The following is a 21,690-nucleotide window of genomic DNA, read 5'->3' on the forward strand; positions in this document are numbered from 1 at the left end:
CAGGGGCGGGCATGCTGCCCCTGACTCTCCACAGGTCTTACGGTTTTAACGCCCGCAGGCTGCCGATCTCTTCCCAACCGAAATGCGCCGCTTCGGCCAGCACGTCGCACACTTCGCCGCCGGCGGCAACCACGGCCGCGTCGAGCGCGGCGCCGCGCAGCAGATGGCTCACCAGCAGTGCGGTGAACAGATCGCCGGTGCCTTTGACCGCCGATTTGACCTTCGGATGGGTAAAGCACTGCGCTTCCTGCCGGATGACCAACATTAAACCCACTTCGTCTTCGTGCTGTGCCACGCCCGGCGCGCTGGTGACCAGCACCCATTCGGTGGTGTCGTTCAACAGCGCCTGCGCGGCGCGTTGCGTCTGCTCCCGGCTGCTCAGAGAGCGGCCGCACAGCTGCTCCAGTTCGAAACCGTTCGGCGTCAGGCCGTTGGCCAGCCGCAGGAACGGTGAACGATAGCAATTGACGATGCGCTCATCCACGTAGATCCCTTCGCCGTAATCGCCTATCACCGGATCGATATAGATCCTTATCTGCGGATTGAGGGCGCGCACCCGCTGCAGCCAGTTGGCCAGAATATGGCACTGCATCACGTCGCCCAGGTAACCGACGATCACCGCCCGGGTGCGTTTCATCACGCCGCGGGCGATCAGATCGTCGAGAAAGCCGCCGAACCACTCGCCGGAGATGACGCCGCCATGCGGCTTGCCGTAATAGGGCGGGCAGCCGAACAGCACGCTGGGCACCTGCAGCGCTTCCAGCCCCTTTTTCAGCAGGGCACGGTAGGCGATACCGTTGCCGACGCTGCCGTAAACCACCTGAGATTGAATGCTGATCACGTCGATGGACGGTGATCGCAAGGGTGAAGCCTGTTGCATGAGTTACATCCTTGGTTCGTTATTATCCAGCCAGCGGGCGAACACCTGCCGCGCGCGCTGTTCCAGCTGTGCGCCGTGGCGCGCCGCCTGTTCGCGCAGGCTCTGGGGCGCGATGCCGGCCAGCTCCAGCTCGCAGGCATGGCCAATCAACCAGCGTTCGATATCGCGGTGATCCGCCTCCAGATGGAACTGCAGACCGAGCGCGAACCCCTGATAGTCGAAAGCCTGATGCGGGCAAATCGCCGTGCCGGCCAGGCAGCGGGCGCCGTCCGGGATCATGAACATATCGCCGTGCCAATGCAGCACCGGCGTATCGGCCAGCGGCGCCAGCACCGAGTCGTCTTGGGCCGCGAGCGTGGTCAGCGGGGCGAAGCCGATCTCTTTAACGCCGAGCGAAATCACGTCGGCGCCCAGCGCCTGGGCGATCACCTGTGCGCCGAGACACACCCCGAGGGTCGGCCGCCGCTGCGCCAGGCGCTGTTTGACCAGCGCCAATTCATGGTCGAGAAAATCATAGCGCTGCTCACCGGAAAAGTGCCGGGCGGCGCTGATCGGCCCGCCGAGCACCACCAACAGATCGGTCTCTTCATTATTGATAGCACGAATATCATCGCGACCGGCATCGTAATAGTCGATCTGATAGCCACGCAGCGAGAGCAGGGAACCGAGAATACCCAGGTTTTCAAAATTGACGTGTCGAATGGCGACGGCTTTTTTCATTGTTTAACCTCGTGAGCGTGGGTGAACGGCGTCAGCGCCAGCGACTCGCCCAGGACCGTGATGCCCTGCGCGCCGCTCTGATAGACGATGCGGCGTTCGCTGACCTGGCTGAGCTGCACCTGATAACCCTGCGCGGCCGGGAACAGCGCGCAGGCCTGCTCCAGCTGATCGGCTGCCCACGGGGTGAACAGCTGCAGGCGGGCAAAGGCTTTTCCTGCATACTGAATGTCGAGCACGTAATGTTTATCCATGGAACCCCTTACTTTTGGCCGCGGAAGCTGCTAGTCTTATTTGAATTAGTACAAAAGGATTTATGTATGAGTTTATTGTATGCAAAAGGCGGCGGCGCTGTCCAGATTGCCGAGCAGATCGCCGCACGCATCAAAGACGGCGCGCTGCGGCCGGGCGAGCTGTTGCCGCCGGTACGCCAACTGGCTGCGGAGCTGGAGGTCAATCCGAATACCGTCGCCAGCGCTTATGCCCGATTGCGTGATGCCGGCCTGGTGGCGACGCGCGGGCGGGCGGGAACGGTGGTGCTGGAGCCGCCGCTGGCGGCGGTGAGTGCGGCCTATGCGCCGCGCCAGGTGCCGGCGGGGATGTGCGATCTGGCCAGCGGCAACCTGGATGCCGCTTTGCTGCCGGCGCTGAGGCTTGACGCGGCGGAGGTGTTCCCGCAGCAAAACGGCTATGACATCAGCGGCGACCTGCCGGTATTGACCGGTCTCGGGCGTGAGTGGCTCAGCCGCCAGGGCGTCACGCTGGGGGAACCGGCGGTGTTTTCCGGCGCGTTGGACGCGATGGAAAAGGCGCTGCGCTGCCATGCGCAGCCTGGGGCGGCGGTGTGGGTGGAAGATCCCTGCTGGCCGCCGCTATTGACGCTGCTGCGTCACCTGCGCCTGCGGCCGCTGCCGCTGGCGGTGGATGAACAGGGCTGTCGGCTGCCGGAGAGCGGCGCGGCCGACGCGGTGATCCTGACGCCGCGTGCCCATAATCCGACCGGCGCTTCGCTTTCAGCGCAACGTGCGCAGCAGTGGCGAGGTTTTCTACGCGGCCATCCGCAGTGTCTGGCGATCGTCGACGATTTCTGGGGGCCGTTGTCGCAACAGCCGCTGCATCTGCCGTTCGACGGCGATCGCGGCCTGTACGTGCTGTCGCTGAGCAAGTTTCTCAGCCCGGATCTGCGCATCGCGCTGGCCTGCGGCAACCCGACTTTGCTGCAGGCGATGCGCGCCGATCAGTACATCAGCGAACGCTGGGTCAGCCATATCTTGCAGCAGATCGCCGCCAGACTGTGGGAACAAGCCTTGCAGGAAGGGCAATTGCAGCGGGCGCAACAGGCGTATCAGGCCAGACGGGATGAGCTGGTCCAGCGGCTCAATGCGTTGAATCACACGGCGCTGGCGGTAGGTGAAGGGCTGCATCTGTGGGTGCCGGTGCGCTCGGAAACCGCCGCCGCGCAGCTGATGGCGCAGCGGGGGTGGCTGGTGCAGGGCGGTGAACCTTTCCGCCTGAAGTGTGGTCCGGCGCTCCGCGTCAGCCTGGCGAACGTCACGCCGTCGCAGTTGGCGCCGCTGGCGCAGGATCTGTCCGAAGCCATGCGGGCGGCGGCGGCGATCAACTAAGCCGGCGTCAAACTCTCTTCCGCCAGTAACTGCAGCGAGGCTAACCGGGCGGCCGGTTCGGCGATCGGCGTGTCGATGATGAACTCGTCCACGCCGTACTGTTGCTGTAGCTGCGCCAGTTGTTGATGCACCTGCTGCGCGGTGCCGAGCAGAATATGGCTTTCCCGCGGCTCGATGCGGTAGTTGGTGGCGCCGGCCTGCTGCACGAAACTCTCGGCCTGCGCCAGGCTGCCGACGGTCACGCTCTGCTCACCGGCGACGTGCACGCGGTATTGCTGAATCTCCGCCGCCAATGCTGCGGCCTGTTCCTCGCTGGGGGCCACGATCGCCGCCACTGCCAGCAGCGCCTTGCGGCCGCCGCTGTGTGCGGCGTAGTGCTCCAGCGCGTCGCGGATATCCTGCGGATTGCCATTCAAATGCGCGGCGAACACGAAGGCCCAGCCGGACTCGGCCGCCAGCGTCGCGCTTTCTTTACTGGCGCCGAGCAGAAAACGCTGCGCGCCCTGCGGCGGCAGCGGCGTGGCGCTCAGGCCCGGTTCGGCGTCGTCGTTCAGGTAAGCGGTCAGCTGCGACAGCTGCTGCGGGAAGGCCGGTTTGTTTTGCCGATCGTGGGCGGCCTGCAGCGCCTGGGTTGCGAGCGGCAGCCCGCCGGGCGCTTTGCCCACCCCGAGATCGACGCGCCCTGGCGCCAGCGCCGCCAGCAGGTTGAAGTTTTCGGCCACCTTGTAGGCGCTGTAGTGCTGCAGCATCACGCCGCCGGAGCCGATGCGAATGCGCGACGTTTGGCCGAGCAGATAGCCGATCAGCACTTCCGGCGACGGGCAGGCGAGCTGCGGCGTATTGTGGTGCTCGGCCAGCCAGAAACGCCGATACCCCCAGCGTTCCGCCCGTTGCGCCAGCTGCAGCGTGCGCGCCAGCGCCTGCGCGGCGCTTTCCCCTTCGGCGATCGGACTTTTTTCCAATATGCTCAAGGCATAAGCCATTTTTCCCGCTCCTTTCCTCATCAGATATGCCTGACAAATACCATGCGGGCAGCGCACGGCTTAATACTGATTGGCGATAGGATATTCCATTGATCCAAAACGGATTTGGATATACGCAGAACGGTAAAACGCCGCGATGTTACCCCTCGAGCCAGGCCTTCAGACGAATGGCGTCACGGTAGTGGCCGTAGCGCGGCTGCGAGCCGAGCAGGATCATCACCACCGGCTGCCCTTTGATGGTGGTGCGCATCACCAGGCAGTGACCGGCCTCGTCGGTAAAGCCGGTTTTCTGCAGCTGGATCTTCCAGGCGGGGTTGTTGATCAGGCCGTTGGAGCTGCGGTAGACCAACTGGCCGCGGCCGGGGCGCACGATCTGCTGCTTGTCGGTGCTGAAGCGGCGAATCGACTGATAGCGATAGGCGTGATTGACCATCTTCAGCAGATCGTTAGCGGTCGCCACATTGCGCGGCGTCAGCCCGGTCGGATCGTAGAAGCGGGCGCGTTTCATGCCGATGGCGCGCGCTTTCTGATTCATTTTCGCCACGAAGGCCTTGCGCCCGCCGGGATAACTGCGGCTCAGCGCGGCGGCGGCGCGGTTCTCCGAAGACATCAGGGCGATGTGCAGCATGTCGCGGCGGCTGAGCACCGAGCCGATGGTCAGCCGCGAATGGGTTTTCTTCAGCAGATCGCGATCGGCGGCGGTGACTTTGAGCTTGCTGCCCATCGGGCGTTTGCTGTCCAGGGCGACCATGGCGGTCATCAGTTTGGTGAGCGAGGCGATCGGCAGCACGCGGTTCGGCTGCTTCTGATAAAGGGTCTTTCCGGTGCGTTGATTGACGACCAGCACCGATTTGGCATTCAGCACCAGCGGCGGTGCAGCGGCATGCACGGGCGCCAAAACGAACAGCAGGCTGAACAGCAGGGCGGCGCCGAAGCGCCGGACAGGCAGACGGAGAAAAGCGTGAGATAAAAGCATAACGGCGGCAATAGTGACCCTAAGTGATTAAAAAATATCAAAAGAGTCTGCCCGGCAAATGTGAAGGAAATAGGGCGATAATCGCTCAAACTGTTACAACAATCCCTTTTGCCGCAGGGTGAAGCGGGTAGCCTCGTTCAAATCGTAGTCCGCGAGGCGCTTGCGCGGCACCCAGGCGTAGTCATCGAACTCGTCGTTGATCGTCACGTCGCGGTTGGCGGCATGGCAGTCGAAAATCAGGTAAATCATGTAGATTTGCTCCTGGCTGCCGTCGGCGTAAGTTTTGACGCGCACATCATCGCGGAAAGTCCAGGGCGTGATGTTGTCGAGGATCAGCGCGGCGCCCAACTCTTCGCGCACTTCGCGCCGCAGCGCCTGTTCTATTTGTTCACCCGGCTCGACGCCGCCGCCGGACAGCGTCCACTGGCCGGGAAACACGCCTTTGTGGGCGGCCATTTTACACAGCAGGAAGGCGTTATCGTTTTCAATCAGCGGGCAGACAATGATGCGTTGGCGCATGGAAGGCTCCTGTCAAAAATCAAAATGCGCAGGTTAGCAGGTTTGGCGACGCAGGATAGAGGGGCCGATCGCGTTCTGCGTAACAGCAAAAATTTTTTGTTCCCTCGCGTTTAACGCCTTGATAAGGGAGTAATCTATCGGACTGGTTAATGGACTTAAAAGGGAACTTTATGAATTACCAAGTGGTGCCGTTTTGGTTTTACTCCGGCAAGGTTCTGCTGGCGGTGCTGGCCGCGATCGGATTGGGCGTGTGCGGCGTCAGTGCGGCGTTCTTCTATTGCCTGCTGCTCGCGCTCGTCTGGCCGGTCGCCGTTTCGATGCGGTTACACCAGCTGGCGGAAAAGGGCGTGGCGATGAATCCCCGACGGGCTTCGCAATGGATGGTCTATGTGCAAGGCATTCCGGTACAGGAAACCCGCCAGGTGTTAACCAACCCCTGTTTTGCGCTGGAAAACCGAATGCGGACCTTCTTTCTGTGCGCTTTCACCGCTAAAACCTTACTGCAGATGGCGCTGTTGCTGTTGTTGATCGCGCAGCTGGCCGCAACGGTCAATCTGTGGATCGCCTTGGCCGGCGTATTGTTCGGCGCCTGGCTGGTGTATACCACCGTCGACAGCATCCAGGCACTGCGCAGCCTGGCCCGGCGCCAGTGGGTAAGCGAGCAGTGGGTGAGCGACAGCGGCTCTATCTGGCATCGGGCGGCGCTTATCGGCCGTAAAGGGCCGGCGGCGGCGCTGGAACGTCTGTTGGCGTGGTGAGAATGTGAGGGCGCAGGAGCAAGCGGGCGGGCTTGCTTTTGCGTTTTGTTCTTCAACCGGGCGTCAATCGATAGTGTTATTGAGTATCATTTGCAATCACTTCTGGTCAGGATGAAGAAGAAATTTTCACCTGTCACGGAGATGATAAAAAATGCCTAATGGAATAAAACCCTTTGTATTGATGATGCTTCTGTTGCTGTCGGCCTGCCATAGTGCGCCGGTCAGAGAGCCACCTCAAGACGCCGTAGCGACAACCCCTATCGATGCGACCAAATCGCTATTCCCGCTGGGTAACTACTCGCAATCTGTCGATAAATGGATCCCCTATGGCCCGCAACGGCGGGTGCCCGTGATGGATGCCGCCGCGCAGCAGCGCCATTTCTCCGCCCTCAAATCCCACTATTTTGGCATGGGGCCGAATGATCAATCCCCCTGGAATCCGCATTACATCGCTTCCGTCCTGAACCGTGAAGCGCAAAGCCGCCGTGATGCCGCAATGGATAAATACCTGGGAAGTGAAAGTGTCTCCTGGGGGGAAAACTTCAGGACTCACACTGACCGCTGGAAACAGCAAGTCAGAGATAACGCGTCGACCGACATGGATAAGGCGTTCCATCCTGCGGGCAGGGGCATTGCAGTCAGGGAAACGCTGGTCAGGATCCTGCCGACGGCCGATCCGGCTTATGACGATCCTCGCCTGGCTGGACAGGGTTATCCGTTTGATAATTTACAGGATTCATCTATCCGTCCCGGTACGCCTGTATACGTTATCACGCAAAGCCGCGATAAACGCTGGAACTACGTCGCGTCGCCAACGGTGATCGGATGGGTGCATAGCGAAGACATCGCGGCGGTGGATCGGCAGTTTGTCACCGAATGGCTGGCACTGGCGGAGAAAAATCTGGGGGCATTCATTAAACAGCCGGTCTCGGTGCAAGCCGGCGGCCAATTTTATTTTACGGCGCGCCACGGCACGATCCTGCCATTTTACCGTCACCGACAGGGTCTTTTTGTGGTCGCCGTGCCGGTACGCCGAGAGGATGGCCGCGCACAGATGCGCCGGATCGTTGTCAAGAAGGGGGAATTTGCCGCCATGCCGTGGAAAATGACGCCCGAACATTTTGCCGTACTGATGCGGTCAATGAGCGGCAGGCCTTATGGCTGGGGGAACTATAACTTCAATAATGACTGCTCCGCCGAACTGCGCAGTCTGTTGATGCCTTTTGGCCTCTTTCTTCCCAGAAATTCCGCCGCGCAGATACAGGCGGCCACCCGGGTGGTTGATCTTGCTCAAGCGAACACCCGTGAACGGCTGCGCTATCTCAAAGATCACGGCAAACCCTTCACCACGCTGGTTTATATTCCGGGCCATATCATGCTGTATATCGGCAATGCGCTCGTTGACGGCCAGGTTGTACCGATGACGTACCAGAATATCTGGGGGCTGCGCCCGGCAGATTCAAAGCGCCGCAGCATTATCGGCGGCGCAGTCTTTTTCCCGCTGCTGGCGACCTATCCTGAAGATGCGAGCCTGATGTCGCTGGCGGGCAAGGCGCAGTTCAAACTGGGATTTATTGAATAGCCCATTCTTTAGCTGATAAAGCGACCGCGAATGCGGCCCCGTTTGTGCGGTTGCTGAACGGGCAGGGGATGAAAACTTTTAAAATGAAATGACGTTTTTATGACGAAAATATTAATGAGCAAGAGCGTTGAAAATCATTAACGCCGAGCGATAAAGATTGTTATAACAGCGGGGACGATCTTGGGTTAACGGCGACAGGCAGGATAAGGCGTTATGGTGCAACGGTTAGCGGAAAAGATGCACAAGCTGGATTTTGATGATGAAGTGACCGGGCTGATCTACGGCCATGTGTTTCGTTCCGGTGAGCCGCCGGCGCGCCTGAACTCGCTGCAGATCTGTCAGGCCTACCAGGCTTTGCCGTCCGGCGACGGCTTTGTCTGGCTGCACCTCAATCTCAACCACGCGGCGGCGGAGAAGTGGCTGAAAAACCATTTCGCCATTTCCGATTTTTTCTTCCATGAAATTCGGCACGGTTCCCACACCACGCGCATCGAGCGCCAGGGCGACGATCTGTTCGCGGTGCTCAACGACGTGATTTTCCACCCTGAGGACAGCAACCCGGAAACGGCGACGCTATGGCTCTATTGCTGCCGTGGGCTGGTGGTCACCGTGCGTCACAAACCGGTGCGATTGATTGAACGGCTGCTTGGCCGGCTGACGGCGCTGGAGCTGGCATCGTCTACCGAGCTGCTGGCGCACCTGCTGGAAGAGCAGGAGGACGTGCTGGAGCAGGTGGTGCGGCAGGCTAACCAGTATGTCGATACCATCGAGGATCGCCTGCTGACCCGCCGCGTCAAGCGCAACCGCGCCGAGCTGGGGCGCATGCGCCGCATGTTATTGCGCTTTCAGCGCCTGTTGGCGCCGGAACCGGCCGCGCTGTTTCGCCTGTTGAACCGGCCGCCGGCCTGGCTGAGCCGCGAGGTGGTGCAGGATCTGCGGCAGTTTACCGAAGAGTTCACCGTGGTGTTGAACGATCTCGCCAGCCTGACCGAACGCATCCGGCTGCTGCAGGAAGAACTGGGCGCCAAGCTGATGGAGCAGAATAACCGTACGCTCTACACCCTGACGGTGATCACCGTGCTGGCGTTGCCGATCAACATCGTCGCCGGTTTCTTCGGCATGAACGTCGGAGGGATACCGCTGGCCAGCAATCACCACGGTTTTATCCTGCTGGTGTTGCTGGTCGGCAGTTTTACGCTGATAGCCGGTTATCTGGCGTTCAGGCGCAGGGACGAGTCGTAATTACAGGCGGGCGCGGTACTCTTCTTCCAGCCGGGCATGGGTGCTCCAGAACGGCTGCGGCGCCCGATCGTGCAGACGATCCAGCAGGATATCCAGATGGGTGTGCCAGCCGCCGGCGACGCTGAGCATCTCGTCGCGGTTGGCCAGGCGCCGGTGGGTGACCGTCAGCAGCACCGCGTTTCCCTGTTCCGTCAGCTCGAAGGTCACCTCGGAAGGGCGACCCTGATCCTGTTCGGCCCAGGTAAAGCTCAGCAGGCGCGGCGGGAACAGGCAGGTGATGTGGCCGCGGTTGCTGACGCAGCCGCCGTGCTGTTTGTACTTGGCCGGCGGTGGCTCGTGCTCGCCCGCCAGATCGGAGTTGCGAAACTCCAGCTCCAGCGGCGCGCCGTTTTCCAACTTCATGGCGCCGGCCGCCAGCCAGGTGGCGCGCTTGTCGGATTCGGTCAGGTAAGCCCACACCCGCTCGATGGGACCGGGCAGCAGCCGCTGGATGCGCAGCGTGCCGGGTTCGATAATCATGCCGTAATCATTCATGGTTCACTCCTTGGGAGGAAGCTGTTCGGGCTGCAGCAGCGCCTGTTCGAGCGCATCCAGCCGTTCAGTCCAGAAATGTTCATAGGTTTGCAGCCAGTGCATGGCCTGCGCCATAGGCTCGGGTTCGAGCCGGCAGATATGGTTTCTTCCTTGCACGGTGCGTTGCACCAGGCCCGCATGTTCCAGTGCTTTCACGTGCTTGGAGGCGCCGGCGAACGACATCTGCAGCGGCGCGGCCAGTTCGCCGATGCTGCGCTCACCGCCGGCCAGCGCGCGTAACATCGAGCGGCGGGTCGGGTCGGCCAGCGCATGAAAAATGGCGTCCAGCTGTGAGGAAGATAATTCAACCATATGGTTGAATATAGAACAGGCGGGCTAATATTCAACCGTTTTGTTGAATATTTTTTTGCCCCGGCGAGAAACCGGGGCGAGGATCAGGCGCCGGCGTGCGCCAGCAGGGCGTTCAGCAATACGTCGGCGCCGGCGGCGGCCCAGGCGGGGGTGATATCTTCCCGCTCGTTGTGGCTGATGCCGTCCACGCAGGGAATGAAAATCATGGCGGTCGGAGCGACGCGGTTAAGGTAACAGGCATCGTGGCCGGCGCCGGAAATCATGTCGCGATGGCGATAGCCCAACGCTTGCGCGGCATGACGTACGCTGTCGATGCAGCCCCGATCGAAAGCGACCGGGGGATACTGGAAGATGCGCTCGGCGCGCGCGGTCAGGCTGCCGTCGTTGACGGCGTTCACCGCCGCCAGCAGGCGCTGCTCCATCTGCTCCAGAATTGACTCCTCTGGATGGCGGAATTCGACGCTGAAAAAGACGCGTCCCGGCACCACGTTGCGTGAATTGGGGGTAATTTGCGCCATGCCCACCGTGGCGCGCGCGTCGGGCGCGAAATCCCAGCCGATGCGATTGACCGCTGTGACCAGCGACGCAAAGCCCAGCAGGGCGTCGCGGCGGCGGTCCATCGGCGTGGTGCCGGCATGGGCGCTGAAGCCGACGACCTCCAGTTCATACCAGCGCTGCCCTTGTGCGGCGGTCACCACGCCGATGTCGAGATGCTCCGCTTCCAGAATCGGCCCCTGTTCGATGTGCAACTCGAAGGCGGCATGGATCGGCGCGCCGCCCACCGGATACTCGCCGGCGTAGCCGATGCGCTCCAGCGCCTCGCCGAGGCTGACGCCGTGCTCGTCGCGGCGCGTCAGGCCGTATTCCAGGTCAAATACCCCGGCGAACACGCCGGAGGCGATCATCGCCGGCGCGAAGCGGGCGCCTTCTTCGTTGGTCCAGTTGATCACTTCAATCGCGCGTTCGGTGACGATCTGCCGATCGTTGAGGCTGCGAATAACCTCCAATCCGGCCAGCACGCCGTAGATGCCGTCGAAACGGCCGCCGCGGGGCTGCGAGTCGCCGTGAGAACCGGTGACGACCGGCGCCAGCTCGGGCCGCGTGCCTTCACGGCGCAGGAACATGTTGCCCATCCGATCGACGCGCACGCTGCAACCGGCCTCCAGCGCCCACCGGTGCAGCTGGTCGCGCGCCTGACGATCCTCTTCGCTGAGCGCCAGGCGGGTGACGCCGTTGTCAGCGATGGAGCCGAACTGCGCCATCGTCTGCAGGCTTTGCCACAGGCGCTCGCCGTTGACCCGATACGTCATTGCTTTTCTCCCGGCGTTTTGGCGGTGTAACGGAAATCGCAGCAGGGGGCGCCGGACATGATGGTCTGGCTGCGCTGCAGGTCAACGTCAGGCGCATAGCCGACGATAAACTGGCTGTCGCGAGCGCAGGAGAGCAGGTGGCCGATCTCCCCAAGCCCCATCTCGTGATACATCTCGGCGTAGCGGCAGCGGGTGACGTTATAGTCGAAGTGCTGTTCGTCCTGATTGATCACCTCGACGCGCAGCGCATCGTCTTTTTCCCACAGGTACTGCAAGGCGGCGAAGCTGCGCAGATCCGCGCCGTTCGGTTCCTGGGCGGCGAACTGTTTGCCCGCCGCGATGGCGGCATTCTCGATGGCCTCGCCGATCACCGCCTGGGCGCGCGCCTTGCCGATTTCACGCACCAGGATCTGGTAGATCGGTTTGATGATCTCCGCCTCGATTTTTCTGCGGGCCAAAATGCCCAACTCGTTGTTTGCACAGCTCATCGCCTTGCTCCTCTTGATTTATTGTGGTTTGGCGCCGCCCAACACGGTTTGCGGCTGCCATTTGCCGTCAACCACCCGATACAGGGTGAAGCTCGGCTGTTGCAGGTTGCCCTGCGCATCGAAGGCTATGTCGCCGGTCACGCCCTGATAATGTATGGCGCGCAGTTTCGGCAGATAATCGGCCGGGTTGGCCGAGCCGGCCTGTTCGATGGCGGCGATCAGCACTCGGGTGGCGTCGTAGGCGAAGGGCGCATGCAGTTCGATGTGGGTGTGGTAACGATCGCGGTAGGCTTGCTCAAACGCCTTGCCGCCCGGCATCTGTTCCAGCGGCAGCCCCGGCTCCAACGCAACGACGCCTTCACCTTCCTGCTGCGCCAGCGTCAGGAAGGTTTGGCTGACAAAGCCGCCGGCGCCCATCAGCTGCGCGTTCATGCCCAGCTGTTTCAGTTTGCGCGCCAGCGGCGCCGCCTGGGAATCTACGCCGCCAAAGAAGATCAGATCGGCGTTTTTGCTGCGCACGGTGGTCAGCACGGCGCTGAAATCGACGGTCTTGTCATCGACGTATTCACGGGCGACCGGCTGCACGCCCTGGGCCTGCAGCGATTTGATGAATTCGTCCGCCAGCCCCTGGCCGAAAGCGGTGCGATCGTCGATCACCGCGATGCGCTTGGCTTTCAGCGTCTTCACCGCATATTGCCCGGCGTAGTTGCCGCCGTCGTCGTCGTGGCCCATCACGCGAAAGCTGGTGTCAAAACCTTGTTGCGTATAGCCGTGACCGGTGGCGACCGGCGCCACCTGGGCGATGCCGGCGTCGTGATAGATGCGCGCCGCCGGGATGCTGGTGCCGGTGTTCCAGTGGCCGACCACGCCGGCGACGCCTTCGTCGACCAAACGCTGCGCCACGGCCACGGCGGTGCGCGGATCGGACTGGTCGTCCTCGGACACCAGTTTGAAGGTGACCGGTTTGCCGTTCAGCGTCGGTTTCTGCGCGTTAGCGTCGGCGATCGCCAGTTGCGCGCCGTTTTCGAGATCTTTGCCGATGCGCGCGGAAGGGCCGGTCAGCGGCCCGGCCAGGCCGATCAACACGGTGTCGGCCGCCAGCGCCGGGAGGCTAAGAATCATTGTCATGGCAGCCAGCGCCAACGGTTTGATGCGAATGTTCTGTTGCATGTCATACTCCTGGTGCGGTTAAAAGAAACAACGGTTATTCACCCAAATAGATCTGTTTGATTTTTTCATCGTCCAGCATGTCGGCGGAACGGCCGCTGTGGCTCAGGCTGCCGCTGTCCAACACATAGGCGCGATCGGTGGACTCCAGCGCCAGGCGGGCGTTCTGCTCGACCAATAGTAGCGTGACGCCGTCACGGGCTAACTGCTTGATGACCGTGAAAATGGCTTCCACCACAATCGGCGCCAGCCCCATCGAGGGTTCGTCCAATATCAGCAACCGCGGGCGGCTGAGCAGCGCGCGGCCCATCGCCACCATCTGCTGTTCACCGCCCGAAAGTAGCCCGGCCGGTTGGTGCAGACGCTCGCTCAGCCGCGGGAAGGTGGCGCACACCCGTTCGAAATCTTGCCGCACCGCCGATTTGTCGCGCCGCGCATAGGCGCCGAGCTGCAGGTTCTCCCGTACCGTCAAACGGGTGAAAATGCCGCGTCCCTCCGGCACCATCACCAGCCCCCGTTGCAGCAACCGGTGCGGCGGCACGCCGCGAATCGAGAAACCGTCGAACAGGATGTCGCCTTCGAACGGCTGCAGGCCGGTCAGCGCTCGCAGGCTGGAGGTCTTGCCCGCGCCATTGGCGCCGATCAGTGTCACCTGTTCGCCGGCGTTGACCATAAAATCGATGCCTTTGACCGCATGAATGCCGCCATAAGACACTTTGAGTCGTTTAACGCTCAGCAGGGCTTCAGACATGCGCGCCGCCTCCCAGATAGGCCTGAATGACCGCCGGTTCACGCCGCACCTGCGCCGGCTCGCCTTCGGCGATCGCTTTGCCGTAATCCAGCACCGTCAGCCGATCGCACAGACCCATCACCAGTTTGACGTCGTGTTCGATCAGCAGCAGCGTTTTACCGCTGTCGCGGATGCGCAGCAGCAGCTCGCGCAGCGCCACTTTTTCACCGGCGTTCATGCCGGCCGCCGGTTCGTCCAGCGCCAGCAGCCGGGGCTCGGTCGCCAGCGCGCGGGCAATCTCCAGACGGCGTTGGTGGCCATAGGCGAGATCGCCGGCGCGGTAATGGGCGAATTGGCTGATGCCGACGTATTCCAGCAGCGCATGAGATTTATCGCGCACCGCCTGTTCCTCCTCTTTAGCGCGCCCGTGGCGAGCGATCGCCGCCCACAGGCCGTTGCGGGTGCGCACATGGCAGCCGACCATCACGTTTTCCAGCACGCTCATTTCGTTGAACAACCGCAGGTTCTGGAAGGTGCGGGCGATGCCGGCCTGCGCCACTTTGTCGATGGCCTGCGGTTTATAGCGCTGGCCCAACAGGCTGAACTCGCCCTCGTCGGCGCGATACAGGCCGGTGATCAGGTTGAAGCAGGTGGTTTTGCCGGCGCCGTTCGGCCCGATCAGGCCGTAGATTTCCCCCTGGCGGATGCTCATGCTGACGTCATCCACCGCCGTCAGGCCGCCGAAACGTTTGCTGACGTGATTTAAAGTGAGCAGCGGCGTCATGCGGCGTTCCTCCCGGCATGGCGAGCCGGCCATAGGCCCGCTGGGCGATACAGCATCACCAGGATCAGCGCCAGGCCGTAGAACAGTTGGCGGATGATTTCTGGGTCGATCAGCACCTGGCCGAACAGCGCCTGCTGCAGCGGCCCCATGCTGCTGCGCAGCAGCTCCGGCAGGGCGGCCAGCAGCAGCGCGCCCAGGATCACGCCGGGGATGTGCCCCATACCGCCGAGCACCACCATCGCCAGTACGGCGATCGATTCCTGCAGGGTGAAGGATTCCGGCGACACGAAGCCCTGAAACGCGGCGAACAGCGCGCCGGCCACGCCGCCGAAGGTGGCGCCGATGGCGAAGGCCAGCAGCTTGAAGTTGCGGGTGTTGATGCCCATCGCCCGCGCGGCGTCCTCGTCTTCGCGGATCGCCGTCCATGCGCGGCCAATGCGCGAATTCTGCAGCCGCAGGCTGATAAACAGGATCGCCAGAAGCAGCGCGGCGAACAGGTAGTAATACAGGTACAGGCCGGAAAAACGCACGCCGAACCACTCATGCATGCCGGAAAACTTCAGGCCGAACAGGCTGACCGGATCGACGCCGGAAATGCCTTTGGGGCCGTTGGTGAGGTTGACCGGGCGATCCAGGTTGCGCATCAGAATGCGCACGATCTCGCCGAAGCCCAGCGTGACGATCGCCAGATAATCGCCGCGCAGCCGCAGCGTCGGCGCGCCGAGCAGGATGCCGCACGCCGCCGCCAGCAGCGCCGCCAGCGGGATCAGCCACAGCATCGACAGGTGCAGTCCGTCGGGGAACCACTGCAGCAGCAGCGGGAACTGCTGCGTCAGATGCGGTGACGACAGCAGCGCGGCCAGATAGGCGCCAACGGCGTAAAAAGCGATAAAGCCCATGTCCAGCAATCCGGTCATGCCCACCACGATGTTCAGCCCGAGCGCCAGCATCAGGTACAGCAAGGCGAAGTCGACAACGCGCACCCAATAGTTGCCGCCGGCGGCGCCCGCCACCCAGGGCGCCAGCAGCAGGGCGAGAATGAACAACGTCAGCCCCAGCCCGGCGCGACGCGGCGTGGCCAGAGGAGCGGGGGGAGTCAAAACGGTCATCGTGATGTCCTTATGCGCGCGTGGCGATGCGTTCGCCCAACAGCCCGGAGGGGCGGAAAACCAGCACGGCGATCAGCACCAGAAACGCGAACACGTCCTGGTAGTTGCTGCCGAATACGCCGCCGGTCAGCTCGCCGAGATAGCCGGTGCCCAGCGATTCGAACAGGCCCAGCAGCAATCCGCCGAGCATCGCGCCGCGCAGGTTGCCGATGCCGCCGAGCACGGCGGCGGTAAACGCCTTGATGCCGGGCAGAAAGCCCATCGAGAAACCGGCATTGCCGTAGTTGCTGGCCATCATGATGCCGGCGACCGCCGCCAGCGCGCCGCCGAGCGCGAAGGTCAGAACGATGATGCGGTCAGGACTGATGCCCATCAGGCCGGCGACCTGCGGGTTTTCTGCCGTGGCGCGCATGGCGCGGCCGAAACGGCTGTGTTCGACCAGCAGCCAGAGACCGGCCATCACCGCTACGGCCACCGCCAGCGTGACGATCGCCGTGCCGGTGATCACCGCCGGCGCATGTTCGGCGCTGCCTGCGGTCAGGGCGATGGGCGTCATCGGCAACAGCTGCGGAAACATCAGGGGATTGCGTGACCAGATCAGCATCGCCAGGGTTTGCAACAGCAGCGAGACGCCGATGCCGCTGATCAGCGGGGCCAGGCGCGGTGCATTACGCAACCGGCGATAGGCCAGACGCTCGATCGCCATCGAGGTGATGGCGCAGACCGCCATGGCGCACAGGGCTGCCAGCAGCAGCGTGGCGTAGGGCGATAACGCGGGAAAGTGGTGTTGCAACACGTTTATCGCCGACAGCGCGCTCAGCGCCCCGACCATCAGCACGTCGCCGTGCGCGAAGTTGATGATGCGCAGGATGCCGTACACCATGGTGTAGCCGAGCGCGATCAGCGCATAAATGCTGCCGAGCATCAAACCGTTGACGGTTTGCTGTACCAGCGTATCCATAAGGAGAGTCCGGAGATAATGAGTCAGAGGCTCACAGTAGAGAATTTAAAAAAATTGTAAAATACGGAAAAATACTTTCTTATACAAAAAACGAGTGATTTTAATGTATTGATTTTTATGTATATTGAATCCATTCCTTCAGTGTCGATTTCCCAAAAACAGTCAATATATGAAAAAAACAGAACAGTACGATGAGCCATTGCCGATGCTGCCTAACGATCCGCCGCTGCGCGCCGTGCGGGCGTTCGAGGCCATCGCGCGCCTGGGTGGCATCAGCGCGGCGGCTAACGAGCTGATGATTTCGCCTTCGGCGGTCAGTCATCAACTCAAAACGCTGGAGGCATTTTTGCAGATGCCGTTGACCGAACGGCAGGGGCGTAACCTGGTGTTGCGCAGCGAGGGGCGGGAGTACTACCGCTCGATTCGCTCGGCGTTCAACGTGCTGCGCCAGGCGACCGAACACGTGCGTGAACAATCCGCGTCGCGGCAGGTGACCATCAGCCTGATCCCGCTGTTCGGCATGGGCTGGTTCATTCCGCGGCTGCGCGGTTTTCTGCGTGAAAACCCGGATATCGACATCAATGTGGTCTACGCCAACCACCGCAATTACCTGAGCGACGCCGCCGATCTGTCGATCCGCTTCGGGGTCGGGCAGTGGACCGGCTATCGCAGCGAGAAGCTGATGTCCGGAAAAATGGTGCCGGTGTGCAGCCGGGCATTCAGTAAACTGCACGGTCTGCTCGATACGCCGGATCAGCTGGCGACGCTGCCGCTGCTGCATGACGAGGAGCGCAATACCTGGATGCAATGGTTTCAGCAGGCCGGCGTCAAGCGCCCGCTGCGCAGTATCGGCCCGATGTTCGAGGATGGATTGTTGACGTTGGCGGCGGTGCAGGCGGGGTTAGGGTGCGCGTTGATGCGTGAACCGTTAATCGCCCACTACCTTGAGAGCGGTGAGTTGATCAAAATGTTCGATCTGCCGATCGATGACGGCCGCGATTATTACCTGTGCGCTCGACTGGATAGCGAGCTGTCGCAGGAAGGCGAAAATCTGCGGCAGTGGCTGCGCCGCGAAGCCGATGAGAGCCGGCTCGCGTAACACCGGGCTTAAACAGGGGAGAGCCGGACGTTCATTTCACTTTCCCACGACGCGCGCCACGCCAACAGGAAAGTGATAGGCCCTCCGGGGTGGGCGTTTTTAAACCGTTGCTCACCGGCGATGATTGCTGAAGCTTCAAAGCGCGATACTGTCACTGGCGAAGATGACGGCTATGCTTAACTTGCCGATCACGTGGCGCGACGGCCATAAAGTGACAACAATTCCCACTCTCAGCGCAACGTCAAGGAGCGAGCAGATGTCTGTCGGCAATGATACGGAAACCGTGAATAAGACGGGGCTGGCGCCGCTGGCGTTGGGCGCATTGGGCGTGGTGTTCGGCGATATCGGCACCAGCCCGCTGTACACCCTGAAAACCGTGCTGTTTCTCTCCGGCGACGCGCCTTCGGCGCCGGTGATCCTTGGCCTGCTGTCGCTGATATTCTGGACGCTGATGATCGTCACTTCTCTCAAATACGCCATGTTCGCCATGCGCATCGGCAACCGCGGCGAGGGCGGCATCATGGCGCTGATGTCGCTGCTGGTCAGCAAGCGAAAATCCCGGCCGCTGGTGCTGTTCGCCGGCCTGTTCGGCGCCGCGCTCATTTACGGCGACGGCGCCATCACGCCGGCCATCTCGGTGCTCTCGGCCCTCGAAGGGTTGAACATCGTGCTGCCGGCGTCGCAGCCCTATATTCTGCCGGCGGCGGTGGTGATTTTGCTCAGTCTGTTCGCCATTCAGCCGTTGGGTACCGCGCGCATCGGCCGCGTGTTCGGGCCGATCATGGCGCTGTGGTTCCTGTCTATCGCTGCGTTGGGCGTGTGGGGCATCATCCAGCATCCGGCGGTTTTGCTGGCGCTGAACCCGCTCTACGGCATTCACTTCCTGTTCTCCAACGGACTGACCAGCTTCCTGGTGCTGGGCGGCGTATTTTTGTGCGTCACCGGCGCCGAAGCGCTGTATGCCGATATGGGGCATTTCGGCAAACGGCCGATTTGGCTGGCCTGGTTCGGCATCGTTTTTCCCAGCCTGTTGCTTAACTACGCCGGTCAGGCCGCGCTGATCCTGAGCGGCGCCGATGTCACGCAGAACATCTTCTTCCGTTTATGCCCGCCGGCGCTGCTGATCCCGCTGGTGATCCTGGCCACGCTGGCGACGATTATCGCCAGCCAGGCGATCATCAGCGGTGCGTTTTCCATGACCCGGCAGGCGATCCAACTGGGGTGGCTGCCGCGGCTGCGGGTCAAGCAAACCACCGAGGAAAGTTACGGGCAGATCTACATTGGCGCCATCAACTGGCTGCTGATGGTGGTGACGCTGTTCCTGACCGTGTTCTTTAAATCGTCGGACAATCTGGCCGCCGCCTACGGCATCGCCGTCTCGTTGACCATGATCATGACCACCGGCCTGCTGTTCGTCGCCATGCGCGAGGTGTGGCGCTGGGGGCCGATCGCCAGCCTGTTGGTGGCGGGCGGTTTCTTCGTGGTCGATTTGAGCTTCCTGACGGCCAACATGACTAAAGTGCTGCAGGGCGGTTATATCCCGCTGCTGTTGGCCGCCGCGGTCTATACCGTGATGCTGGTCTGGCATCGCGGGGTGCTGGCGGCCGCGCGCACCCTCGGTGAAACGACAGTGCCGGTAGAGGATTTCCTGGAGAAAATCCGCCGCGAATCCGTGCCGCGCGTGCCGGGCACCGCGGTATTCCTGACTCGCAGCCTGCAGGGGACGCCGCCGGTGATGAAATGGCAGGTCAAGCGTAACGGTTCGCTGCACGCCAACGTGCTGGCGCTCACCATTGCCATCGTCAATGAGCCGCGGGTCTCGAATGCTGAACGGTTGGTGATGCGCGAGCTGTCGCCGGGCTTTTGGTGCGGCGTGGCCAGCTATGGCTTTATGGAGCGGCCTAACATCCCGCAGCTGTTGCAGCACGTCGAGGCGCAGAAATCCGGTCTGAACTTCGACGAGGCGACCTACTATCTCGGGCACGAGACCGTGGTGCGCCGCGAAGCGAACGACCGGTTGCCATCCTGGCAGCGCAACCTGTTCGCGCTGATGGTGCGCAACGGCATGCACGTCACGGATTATTACTACCTGCCCAGCGATCAGGTGGTGGAGATTAGCCGCCGCGTGCCGGTATAGGGCGCGAAAAAGGCATCGCCGCAATTGCGGCTTGCATCACACAACGCGGTTTGCATTTCATTGCTGGCCGCCATAACCTGACAAAAAACGGATTGTTACTGACGCGATCAGGCAAAACCTAACTTCTCTCCCGGCATCGAACATGGCCGGACGGGCGGTTAGGTTTTTTTTTGCAAAAAGGAGAAGGGAATGAAACTTGTCGTCGCTAATGACTACCAGGAAATGAGTGAGTTGGCCGCCAGCCTGTTGTTGAGTTACATGCTGCGCCCGCAGCGCGTCAATCTGGCTATCACCGCCGGCTCGACGCCTAAACGGATGTATGAGTTGTTGGCTCCGCGCGTCAAGGGCCACGCGGAATTCGCCAACGCGCATTACTATAATTTCGATGAAATTCCTTACGCCGGCCGATCGGGCTATGGCGTCACCATGGAGAATCTGCACCGTATGTTCTTTGGCCCGGCGGCGATCCCCGAGCGGCAACTGCATGTCTTGAATTCGGACAACTATCTTCAGCACGATCGGCGTATCGCCGAGGATGGCGGGCTGGATGCGATCGTGATGGGCGTCGGAGCAGACGGGCATTTCTGCGGCAATCTGCCGGGCACCACCGCCTTCGAAGACCGCACCTGTCGGGTGCCGGTTTCCGCCAGGCCGGATATGGCGGACATTTTGCTCAAAGAGGTGGGCGGCCGCACTGAATGGTTGCCCGATCATTACGTCACCCTGGGGCCGGCAAGCGTGATGGCCGCCAAAAAGCTGGTGCTGCTCGTCAACGGTTCGCACAAAGCGGACATTTTGCGGCGCATTGTCAGCGGGCCGGTGGAGAGCGGAGTGCCCGCCAGCATTTTGATGCTGCATCCGGACCTGTTGATTATCGCCGATCGGGAGGCCGCGGCGCAGCTGCCTTAAGCGTTCATCCGGCGCGTCTCGCCTCAGAACCAACGGTCATAACCTGCAACCAAAGCGTCTTTCCCTGCGGCGCAGAATCAGGCTAGAGTGCGTTTTTTCATGCCCCTGGGGGATTCCGATGCTGTTCGATTTAAACCAGCAGGCGGCCGAACTGCCTGAGGCCTGGCGCTCTGCGGTGCTGGGCCGCGTCGGTGCGGCCAATATCAAAGTGCTGCGCATGGATGCGCGCAGCATTGCGGATGAAGTGCATGATTACAGCGAAGGGTTGCTGGTGATCAGCGGCCACCTGCGGCTGCAGGTGGCGGGGGAAGAAGTGGTGGTGCGGGCCGGTCAGCTGTATCAGGCCGCGGCCGGCGTGCCGCACCGCGTGTTGCCGGGCAGCGCAGGCACGCTGGTGATTTTCGATCTGCCGGAAAAAGGGCGCGATTTATCGAGGACGTGAACAATAAAAAATCATCGTACGGTTATCTTTGGCTGTTAGTGGTGTTCAGATGAGCCAACGCTTTTAGGAATGCATTATAGTAGTGCTTTTTCAACATCAGATTAGAAAGAGTTCAGAATCTGTTTATGTTAAAAATCGACAACATCATTGCGTAATTCGCCGTCTGTCAAAATAAATGGCTAACTTTGACAGTGCCAGTTCCCAATTCTGAAAGGCACTGTCCATTTATTCTGCACATTATCCAGGCGCAGGAAAATAATTTCAATAGGCTGATTATTTCGGAAGTTTTTTTCGTTTTTGTCGGCTTTTTACTTTCTAAATATTGCAGGCGAGTGAATATCTTAAATAATGAATGGGCAGTAAAAATCCAATAAATTAATGGTGTTG

Annotated in this window: 23 protein-coding genes; 8 read left to right on the forward strand and 15 right to left on the reverse strand. The window is 61.4% G+C overall.

The genetic code is table 11. The features are described from left to right. Positions 1-37: 37 nt before the first annotated feature. Genes ACMGF9_RS11060 through ACMGF9_RS11070 form a run of 3 tightly spaced genes read right to left on the reverse strand, consistent with a single transcriptional unit; the run spans position 38 to position 1,851 of the window. Complete coding sequence (locus ACMGF9_RS11060; protein ID WP_414160229.1) at positions 38-880, reverse strand: PfkB family carbohydrate kinase; 843 nt, start codon at positions 878-880, stop codon at positions 38-40. Between the two features lie 3 nt (positions 881-883). Next, on the reverse strand, positions 884-1,600 hold the full coding sequence (locus ACMGF9_RS11065) for a glutamine amidotransferase (RefSeq protein ID WP_075684413.1): 717 nt from the start codon (positions 1,598-1,600) through the stop codon (positions 884-886). Beyond that, positions 1,597-1,851, reverse strand: a complete 255-nt coding sequence (locus ACMGF9_RS11070; protein WP_033504591.1) for a hypothetical protein — start codon at positions 1,849-1,851, stop codon at positions 1,597-1,599. The genes ACMGF9_RS11065 and ACMGF9_RS11070 overlap by 4 nt, the downstream gene beginning before the upstream one ends. Positions 1,852-1,917: 66 nt before the next feature. Between ACMGF9_RS11070 and ACMGF9_RS11075 the strand changes: the two genes are divergently transcribed. Then, positions 1,918-3,222, forward strand: a complete 1,305-nt coding sequence (locus ACMGF9_RS11075; RefSeq protein WP_242142300.1) for an aminotransferase class I/II-fold pyridoxal phosphate-dependent enzyme — start codon at positions 1,918-1,920, stop codon at positions 3,220-3,222. Here the strand turns inward: ACMGF9_RS11075 and ACMGF9_RS11080 are convergent. The 3 genes from ACMGF9_RS11080 to nudI all read right to left on the reverse strand — a co-directional run bounded on the left by ACMGF9_RS11080 (position 3,219) and on the right by nudI (position 5,700). Further along, positions 3,219-4,205 carry an MsnO8 family LLM class oxidoreductase gene (locus ACMGF9_RS11080; protein ID WP_414160230.1) on the reverse strand — a complete coding sequence of 329 codons (987 nt, stop codon included), beginning with the start codon at positions 4,203-4,205 and terminating at the stop codon, positions 3,219-3,221. The genes ACMGF9_RS11075 and ACMGF9_RS11080 overlap by 4 nt on opposite strands. Positions 4,206-4,344: 139 nt before the next feature. Further along, complete coding sequence (pbpG, locus tag ACMGF9_RS11085; RefSeq protein ID WP_099982463.1) at positions 4,345-5,181, reverse strand: D-alanyl-D-alanine endopeptidase; 837 nt, start codon at positions 5,179-5,181, stop codon at positions 4,345-4,347. Positions 5,182-5,274: 93 nt separating this feature from the next. Beyond that, positions 5,275-5,700 (reverse strand): nucleoside triphosphatase NudI, encoded by a 426-nt coding sequence (nudI, locus tag ACMGF9_RS11090; RefSeq protein WP_414160231.1) that lies wholly within the window; start codon positions 5,698-5,700, stop codon positions 5,275-5,277. A 170-nt stretch (positions 5,701-5,870) separates the two neighbouring features. On the opposite strand from nudI, the gene ACMGF9_RS11095 reads away from it, so the two are divergent. The 3 genes from ACMGF9_RS11095 to ACMGF9_RS11105 all read left to right on the forward strand — a co-directional run bounded on the left by ACMGF9_RS11095 (position 5,871) and on the right by ACMGF9_RS11105 (position 9,282). Next, a complete protein-coding gene (locus ACMGF9_RS11095; protein ID WP_257212634.1) occupies positions 5,871-6,458 on the forward strand; it encodes a hypothetical protein in 588 nt (195 codons plus the stop codon). A 151-nt stretch (positions 6,459-6,609) separates the two neighbouring features. Continuing rightward, the gene (locus ACMGF9_RS11100; protein WP_033650062.1) at positions 6,610-8,040 is read left to right on the forward strand and encodes an SH3 domain-containing C40 family peptidase; all 1,431 of its coding nucleotides are present in this window, start codon (positions 6,610-6,612) and stop codon (positions 8,038-8,040) included. A 213-nt stretch (positions 8,041-8,253) separates the two neighbouring features. Further along, positions 8,254-9,282, forward strand: coding sequence for a transporter (locus ACMGF9_RS11105; RefSeq protein WP_414160232.1), 1,029 nt, complete (start codon positions 8,254-8,256; stop codon positions 9,280-9,282). Here the strand turns inward: ACMGF9_RS11105 and ACMGF9_RS11110 are convergent, their stop codons facing one another. The 9 genes from ACMGF9_RS11110 to ACMGF9_RS11150 all read right to left on the reverse strand — a co-directional run bounded on the left by ACMGF9_RS11110 (position 9,283) and on the right by ACMGF9_RS11150 (position 16,716). After that, the gene (locus ACMGF9_RS11110; RefSeq protein ID WP_015377962.1) at positions 9,283-9,816 is read right to left on the reverse strand and encodes an SRPBCC family protein; all 534 of its coding nucleotides are present in this window, start codon (positions 9,814-9,816) and stop codon (positions 9,283-9,285) included. Between the two features lie 3 nt (positions 9,817-9,819). Next, positions 9,820-10,167, reverse strand: a complete 348-nt coding sequence (locus ACMGF9_RS11115; RefSeq protein ID WP_004938187.1) for an ArsR/SmtB family transcription factor — start codon at positions 10,165-10,167, stop codon at positions 9,820-9,822. 83 nt (positions 10,168-10,250) lie between these two features. Next, positions 10,251-11,477, reverse strand: a complete 1,227-nt coding sequence (locus ACMGF9_RS11120; protein ID WP_172574748.1) for a Zn-dependent hydrolase — start codon at positions 11,475-11,477, stop codon at positions 10,251-10,253. Then, positions 11,474-11,965, reverse strand: coding sequence for an L-2-amino-thiazoline-4-carboxylic acid hydrolase (locus tag ACMGF9_RS11125; RefSeq protein WP_085336860.1), 492 nt, complete (start codon positions 11,963-11,965; stop codon positions 11,474-11,476). Before ACMGF9_RS11125 ends, ACMGF9_RS11120 begins: the two co-directional genes overlap by 4 nt. Positions 11,966-11,983: 18 nt before the next feature. Continuing rightward, positions 11,984-13,093 carry a branched-chain amino acid ABC transporter substrate-binding protein gene (locus tag ACMGF9_RS11130; RefSeq protein WP_380694140.1) on the reverse strand — a complete coding sequence of 370 codons (1,110 nt, stop codon included), beginning with the start codon at positions 13,091-13,093 and terminating at the stop codon, positions 11,984-11,986. Positions 13,094-13,169: 76 nt separating this feature from the next. Continuing rightward, positions 13,170-13,883 (reverse strand): ABC transporter ATP-binding protein, encoded by a 714-nt coding sequence (locus ACMGF9_RS11135; RefSeq protein WP_015377959.1) that lies wholly within the window; start codon positions 13,881-13,883, stop codon positions 13,170-13,172. Further along, a complete protein-coding gene (locus ACMGF9_RS11140) occupies positions 13,876-14,646 on the reverse strand; it encodes an ABC transporter ATP-binding protein (RefSeq protein ID WP_021503757.1) in 771 nt (256 codons plus the stop codon). The genes ACMGF9_RS11135 and ACMGF9_RS11140 overlap by 8 nt, the downstream gene beginning before the upstream one ends. After that, positions 14,643-15,755, reverse strand: a complete 1,113-nt coding sequence (locus ACMGF9_RS11145) for an ABC transporter permease subunit (protein WP_075684418.1) — start codon at positions 15,753-15,755, stop codon at positions 14,643-14,645. The genes ACMGF9_RS11140 and ACMGF9_RS11145 overlap by 4 nt, the downstream gene beginning before the upstream one ends. A gap of 10 nt (positions 15,756-15,765) precedes the next feature. Next, positions 15,766-16,716: a branched-chain amino acid ABC transporter permease gene (locus tag ACMGF9_RS11150; protein ID WP_004938163.1), complete on the reverse strand. Its 951-nt coding sequence runs from the start codon at positions 16,714-16,716 to the stop codon at positions 15,766-15,768. 169 nt (positions 16,717-16,885) lie between these two features. On the opposite strand from ACMGF9_RS11150, the gene ACMGF9_RS11155 reads away from it, so the two are divergent. The 4 genes from ACMGF9_RS11155 to ACMGF9_RS11170 all read left to right on the forward strand — a co-directional run bounded on the left by ACMGF9_RS11155 (position 16,886) and on the right by ACMGF9_RS11170 (position 21,303). Then, the gene (locus ACMGF9_RS11155; RefSeq protein WP_021503754.1) at positions 16,886-17,815 is read left to right on the forward strand and encodes a LysR substrate-binding domain-containing protein; all 930 of its coding nucleotides are present in this window, start codon (positions 16,886-16,888) and stop codon (positions 17,813-17,815) included. Positions 17,816-18,071: 256 nt separating this feature from the next. Continuing rightward, positions 18,072-19,952, forward strand: coding sequence for a potassium transporter Kup (locus ACMGF9_RS11160; RefSeq protein ID WP_021503753.1), 1,881 nt, complete (start codon positions 18,072-18,074; stop codon positions 19,950-19,952). A 189-nt stretch (positions 19,953-20,141) separates the two neighbouring features. Further along, complete coding sequence (locus ACMGF9_RS11165; RefSeq protein WP_118892007.1) at positions 20,142-20,861, forward strand: glucosamine-6-phosphate deaminase; 720 nt, start codon at positions 20,142-20,144, stop codon at positions 20,859-20,861. A gap of 118 nt (positions 20,862-20,979) precedes the next feature. Continuing rightward, positions 20,980-21,303, forward strand: a complete 324-nt coding sequence (locus ACMGF9_RS11170) for a cupin domain-containing protein (protein ID WP_015377953.1) — start codon at positions 20,980-20,982, stop codon at positions 21,301-21,303. The last annotated feature ends 387 nt before the right edge of the window (positions 21,304-21,690 follow it).

This window comes from Serratia sp. BNK-23, assembly GCF_047456145.1.
GTDB lineage: Bacteria > Pseudomonadota > Gammaproteobacteria > Enterobacterales > Enterobacteriaceae > Serratia > Serratia nematodiphila.

Coding starts and splice junctions, on each gene's coding strand:
- ACMGF9_RS11100 (WP_033650062.1), top strand. CDS start 6,610: ATGCCTAATGGAATAAAACCCTTTGTATTGATGATGCTTCTGTTGCTG.
- ACMGF9_RS11125 (WP_085336860.1), bottom strand. CDS start 11,965: ATGAGCTGTGCAAACAACGAGTTGGGCATTTTGGCCCGCAGAAAAATC.
- ACMGF9_RS11150 (WP_004938163.1), bottom strand. CDS start 16,716: ATGGATACGCTGGTACAGCAAACCGTCAACGGTTTGATGCTCGGCAGC.
- ACMGF9_RS11170 (WP_015377953.1), top strand. CDS start 20,980: ATGCTGTTCGATTTAAACCAGCAGGCGGCCGAACTGCCTGAGGCCTGG.
- ACMGF9_RS11165 (WP_118892007.1), top strand. CDS start 20,142: ATGAAACTTGTCGTCGCTAATGACTACCAGGAAATGAGTGAGTTGGCC.
- ACMGF9_RS11060 (WP_414160229.1), bottom strand. CDS start 880: ATGCAACAGGCTTCACCCTTGCGATCACCGTCCATCGACGTGATCAGC.
- ACMGF9_RS11070 (WP_033504591.1), bottom strand. CDS start 1,851: ATGGATAAACATTACGTGCTCGACATTCAGTATGCAGGAAAAGCCTTT.
- ACMGF9_RS11080 (WP_414160230.1), bottom strand. CDS start 4,205: ATGGCTTATGCCTTGAGCATATTGGAAAAAAGTCCGATCGCCGAAGGG.
- ACMGF9_RS11135 (WP_015377959.1), bottom strand. CDS start 13,883: ATGTCTGAAGCCCTGCTGAGCGTTAAACGACTCAAAGTGTCTTATGGC.
- ACMGF9_RS11065 (WP_075684413.1), bottom strand. CDS start 1,600: ATGAAAAAAGCCGTCGCCATTCGACACGTCAATTTTGAAAACCTGGGT.
- ACMGF9_RS11155 (WP_021503754.1), top strand. CDS start 16,886: ATGAAAAAAACAGAACAGTACGATGAGCCATTGCCGATGCTGCCTAAC.
- ACMGF9_RS11095 (WP_257212634.1), top strand. CDS start 5,871: ATGAATTACCAAGTGGTGCCGTTTTGGTTTTACTCCGGCAAGGTTCTG.
- ACMGF9_RS11110 (WP_015377962.1), bottom strand. CDS start 9,816: ATGAATGATTACGGCATGATTATCGAACCCGGCACGCTGCGCATCCAG.
- ACMGF9_RS11160 (WP_021503753.1), top strand. CDS start 18,072: ATGTCTGTCGGCAATGATACGGAAACCGTGAATAAGACGGGGCTGGCG.
- ACMGF9_RS11115 (WP_004938187.1), bottom strand. CDS start 10,167: ATGGTTGAATTATCTTCCTCACAGCTGGACGCCATTTTTCATGCGCTG.
- ACMGF9_RS11130 (WP_380694140.1), bottom strand. CDS start 13,093: ATGACAATGATTCTTAGCCTCCCGGCGCTGGCGGCCGACACCGTGTTG.
- ACMGF9_RS11075 (WP_242142300.1), top strand. CDS start 1,918: ATGAGTTTATTGTATGCAAAAGGCGGCGGCGCTGTCCAGATTGCCGAG.
- ACMGF9_RS11105 (WP_414160232.1), top strand. CDS start 8,254: ATGGTGCAACGGTTAGCGGAAAAGATGCACAAGCTGGATTTTGATGAT.
- pbpG (WP_099982463.1), bottom strand. CDS start 5,181: ATGCTTTTATCTCACGCTTTTCTCCGTCTGCCTGTCCGGCGCTTCGGC.
- ACMGF9_RS11140 (WP_021503757.1), bottom strand. CDS start 14,646: ATGACGCCGCTGCTCACTTTAAATCACGTCAGCAAACGTTTCGGCGGC.
- ACMGF9_RS11120 (WP_172574748.1), bottom strand. CDS start 11,477: ATGACGTATCGGGTCAACGGCGAGCGCCTGTGGCAAAGCCTGCAGACG.
- ACMGF9_RS11145 (WP_075684418.1), bottom strand. CDS start 15,755: ATGACCGTTTTGACTCCCCCCGCTCCTCTGGCCACGCCGCGTCGCGCC.
- nudI (WP_414160231.1), bottom strand. CDS start 5,700: ATGCGCCAACGCATCATTGTCTGCCCGCTGATTGAAAACGATAACGCC.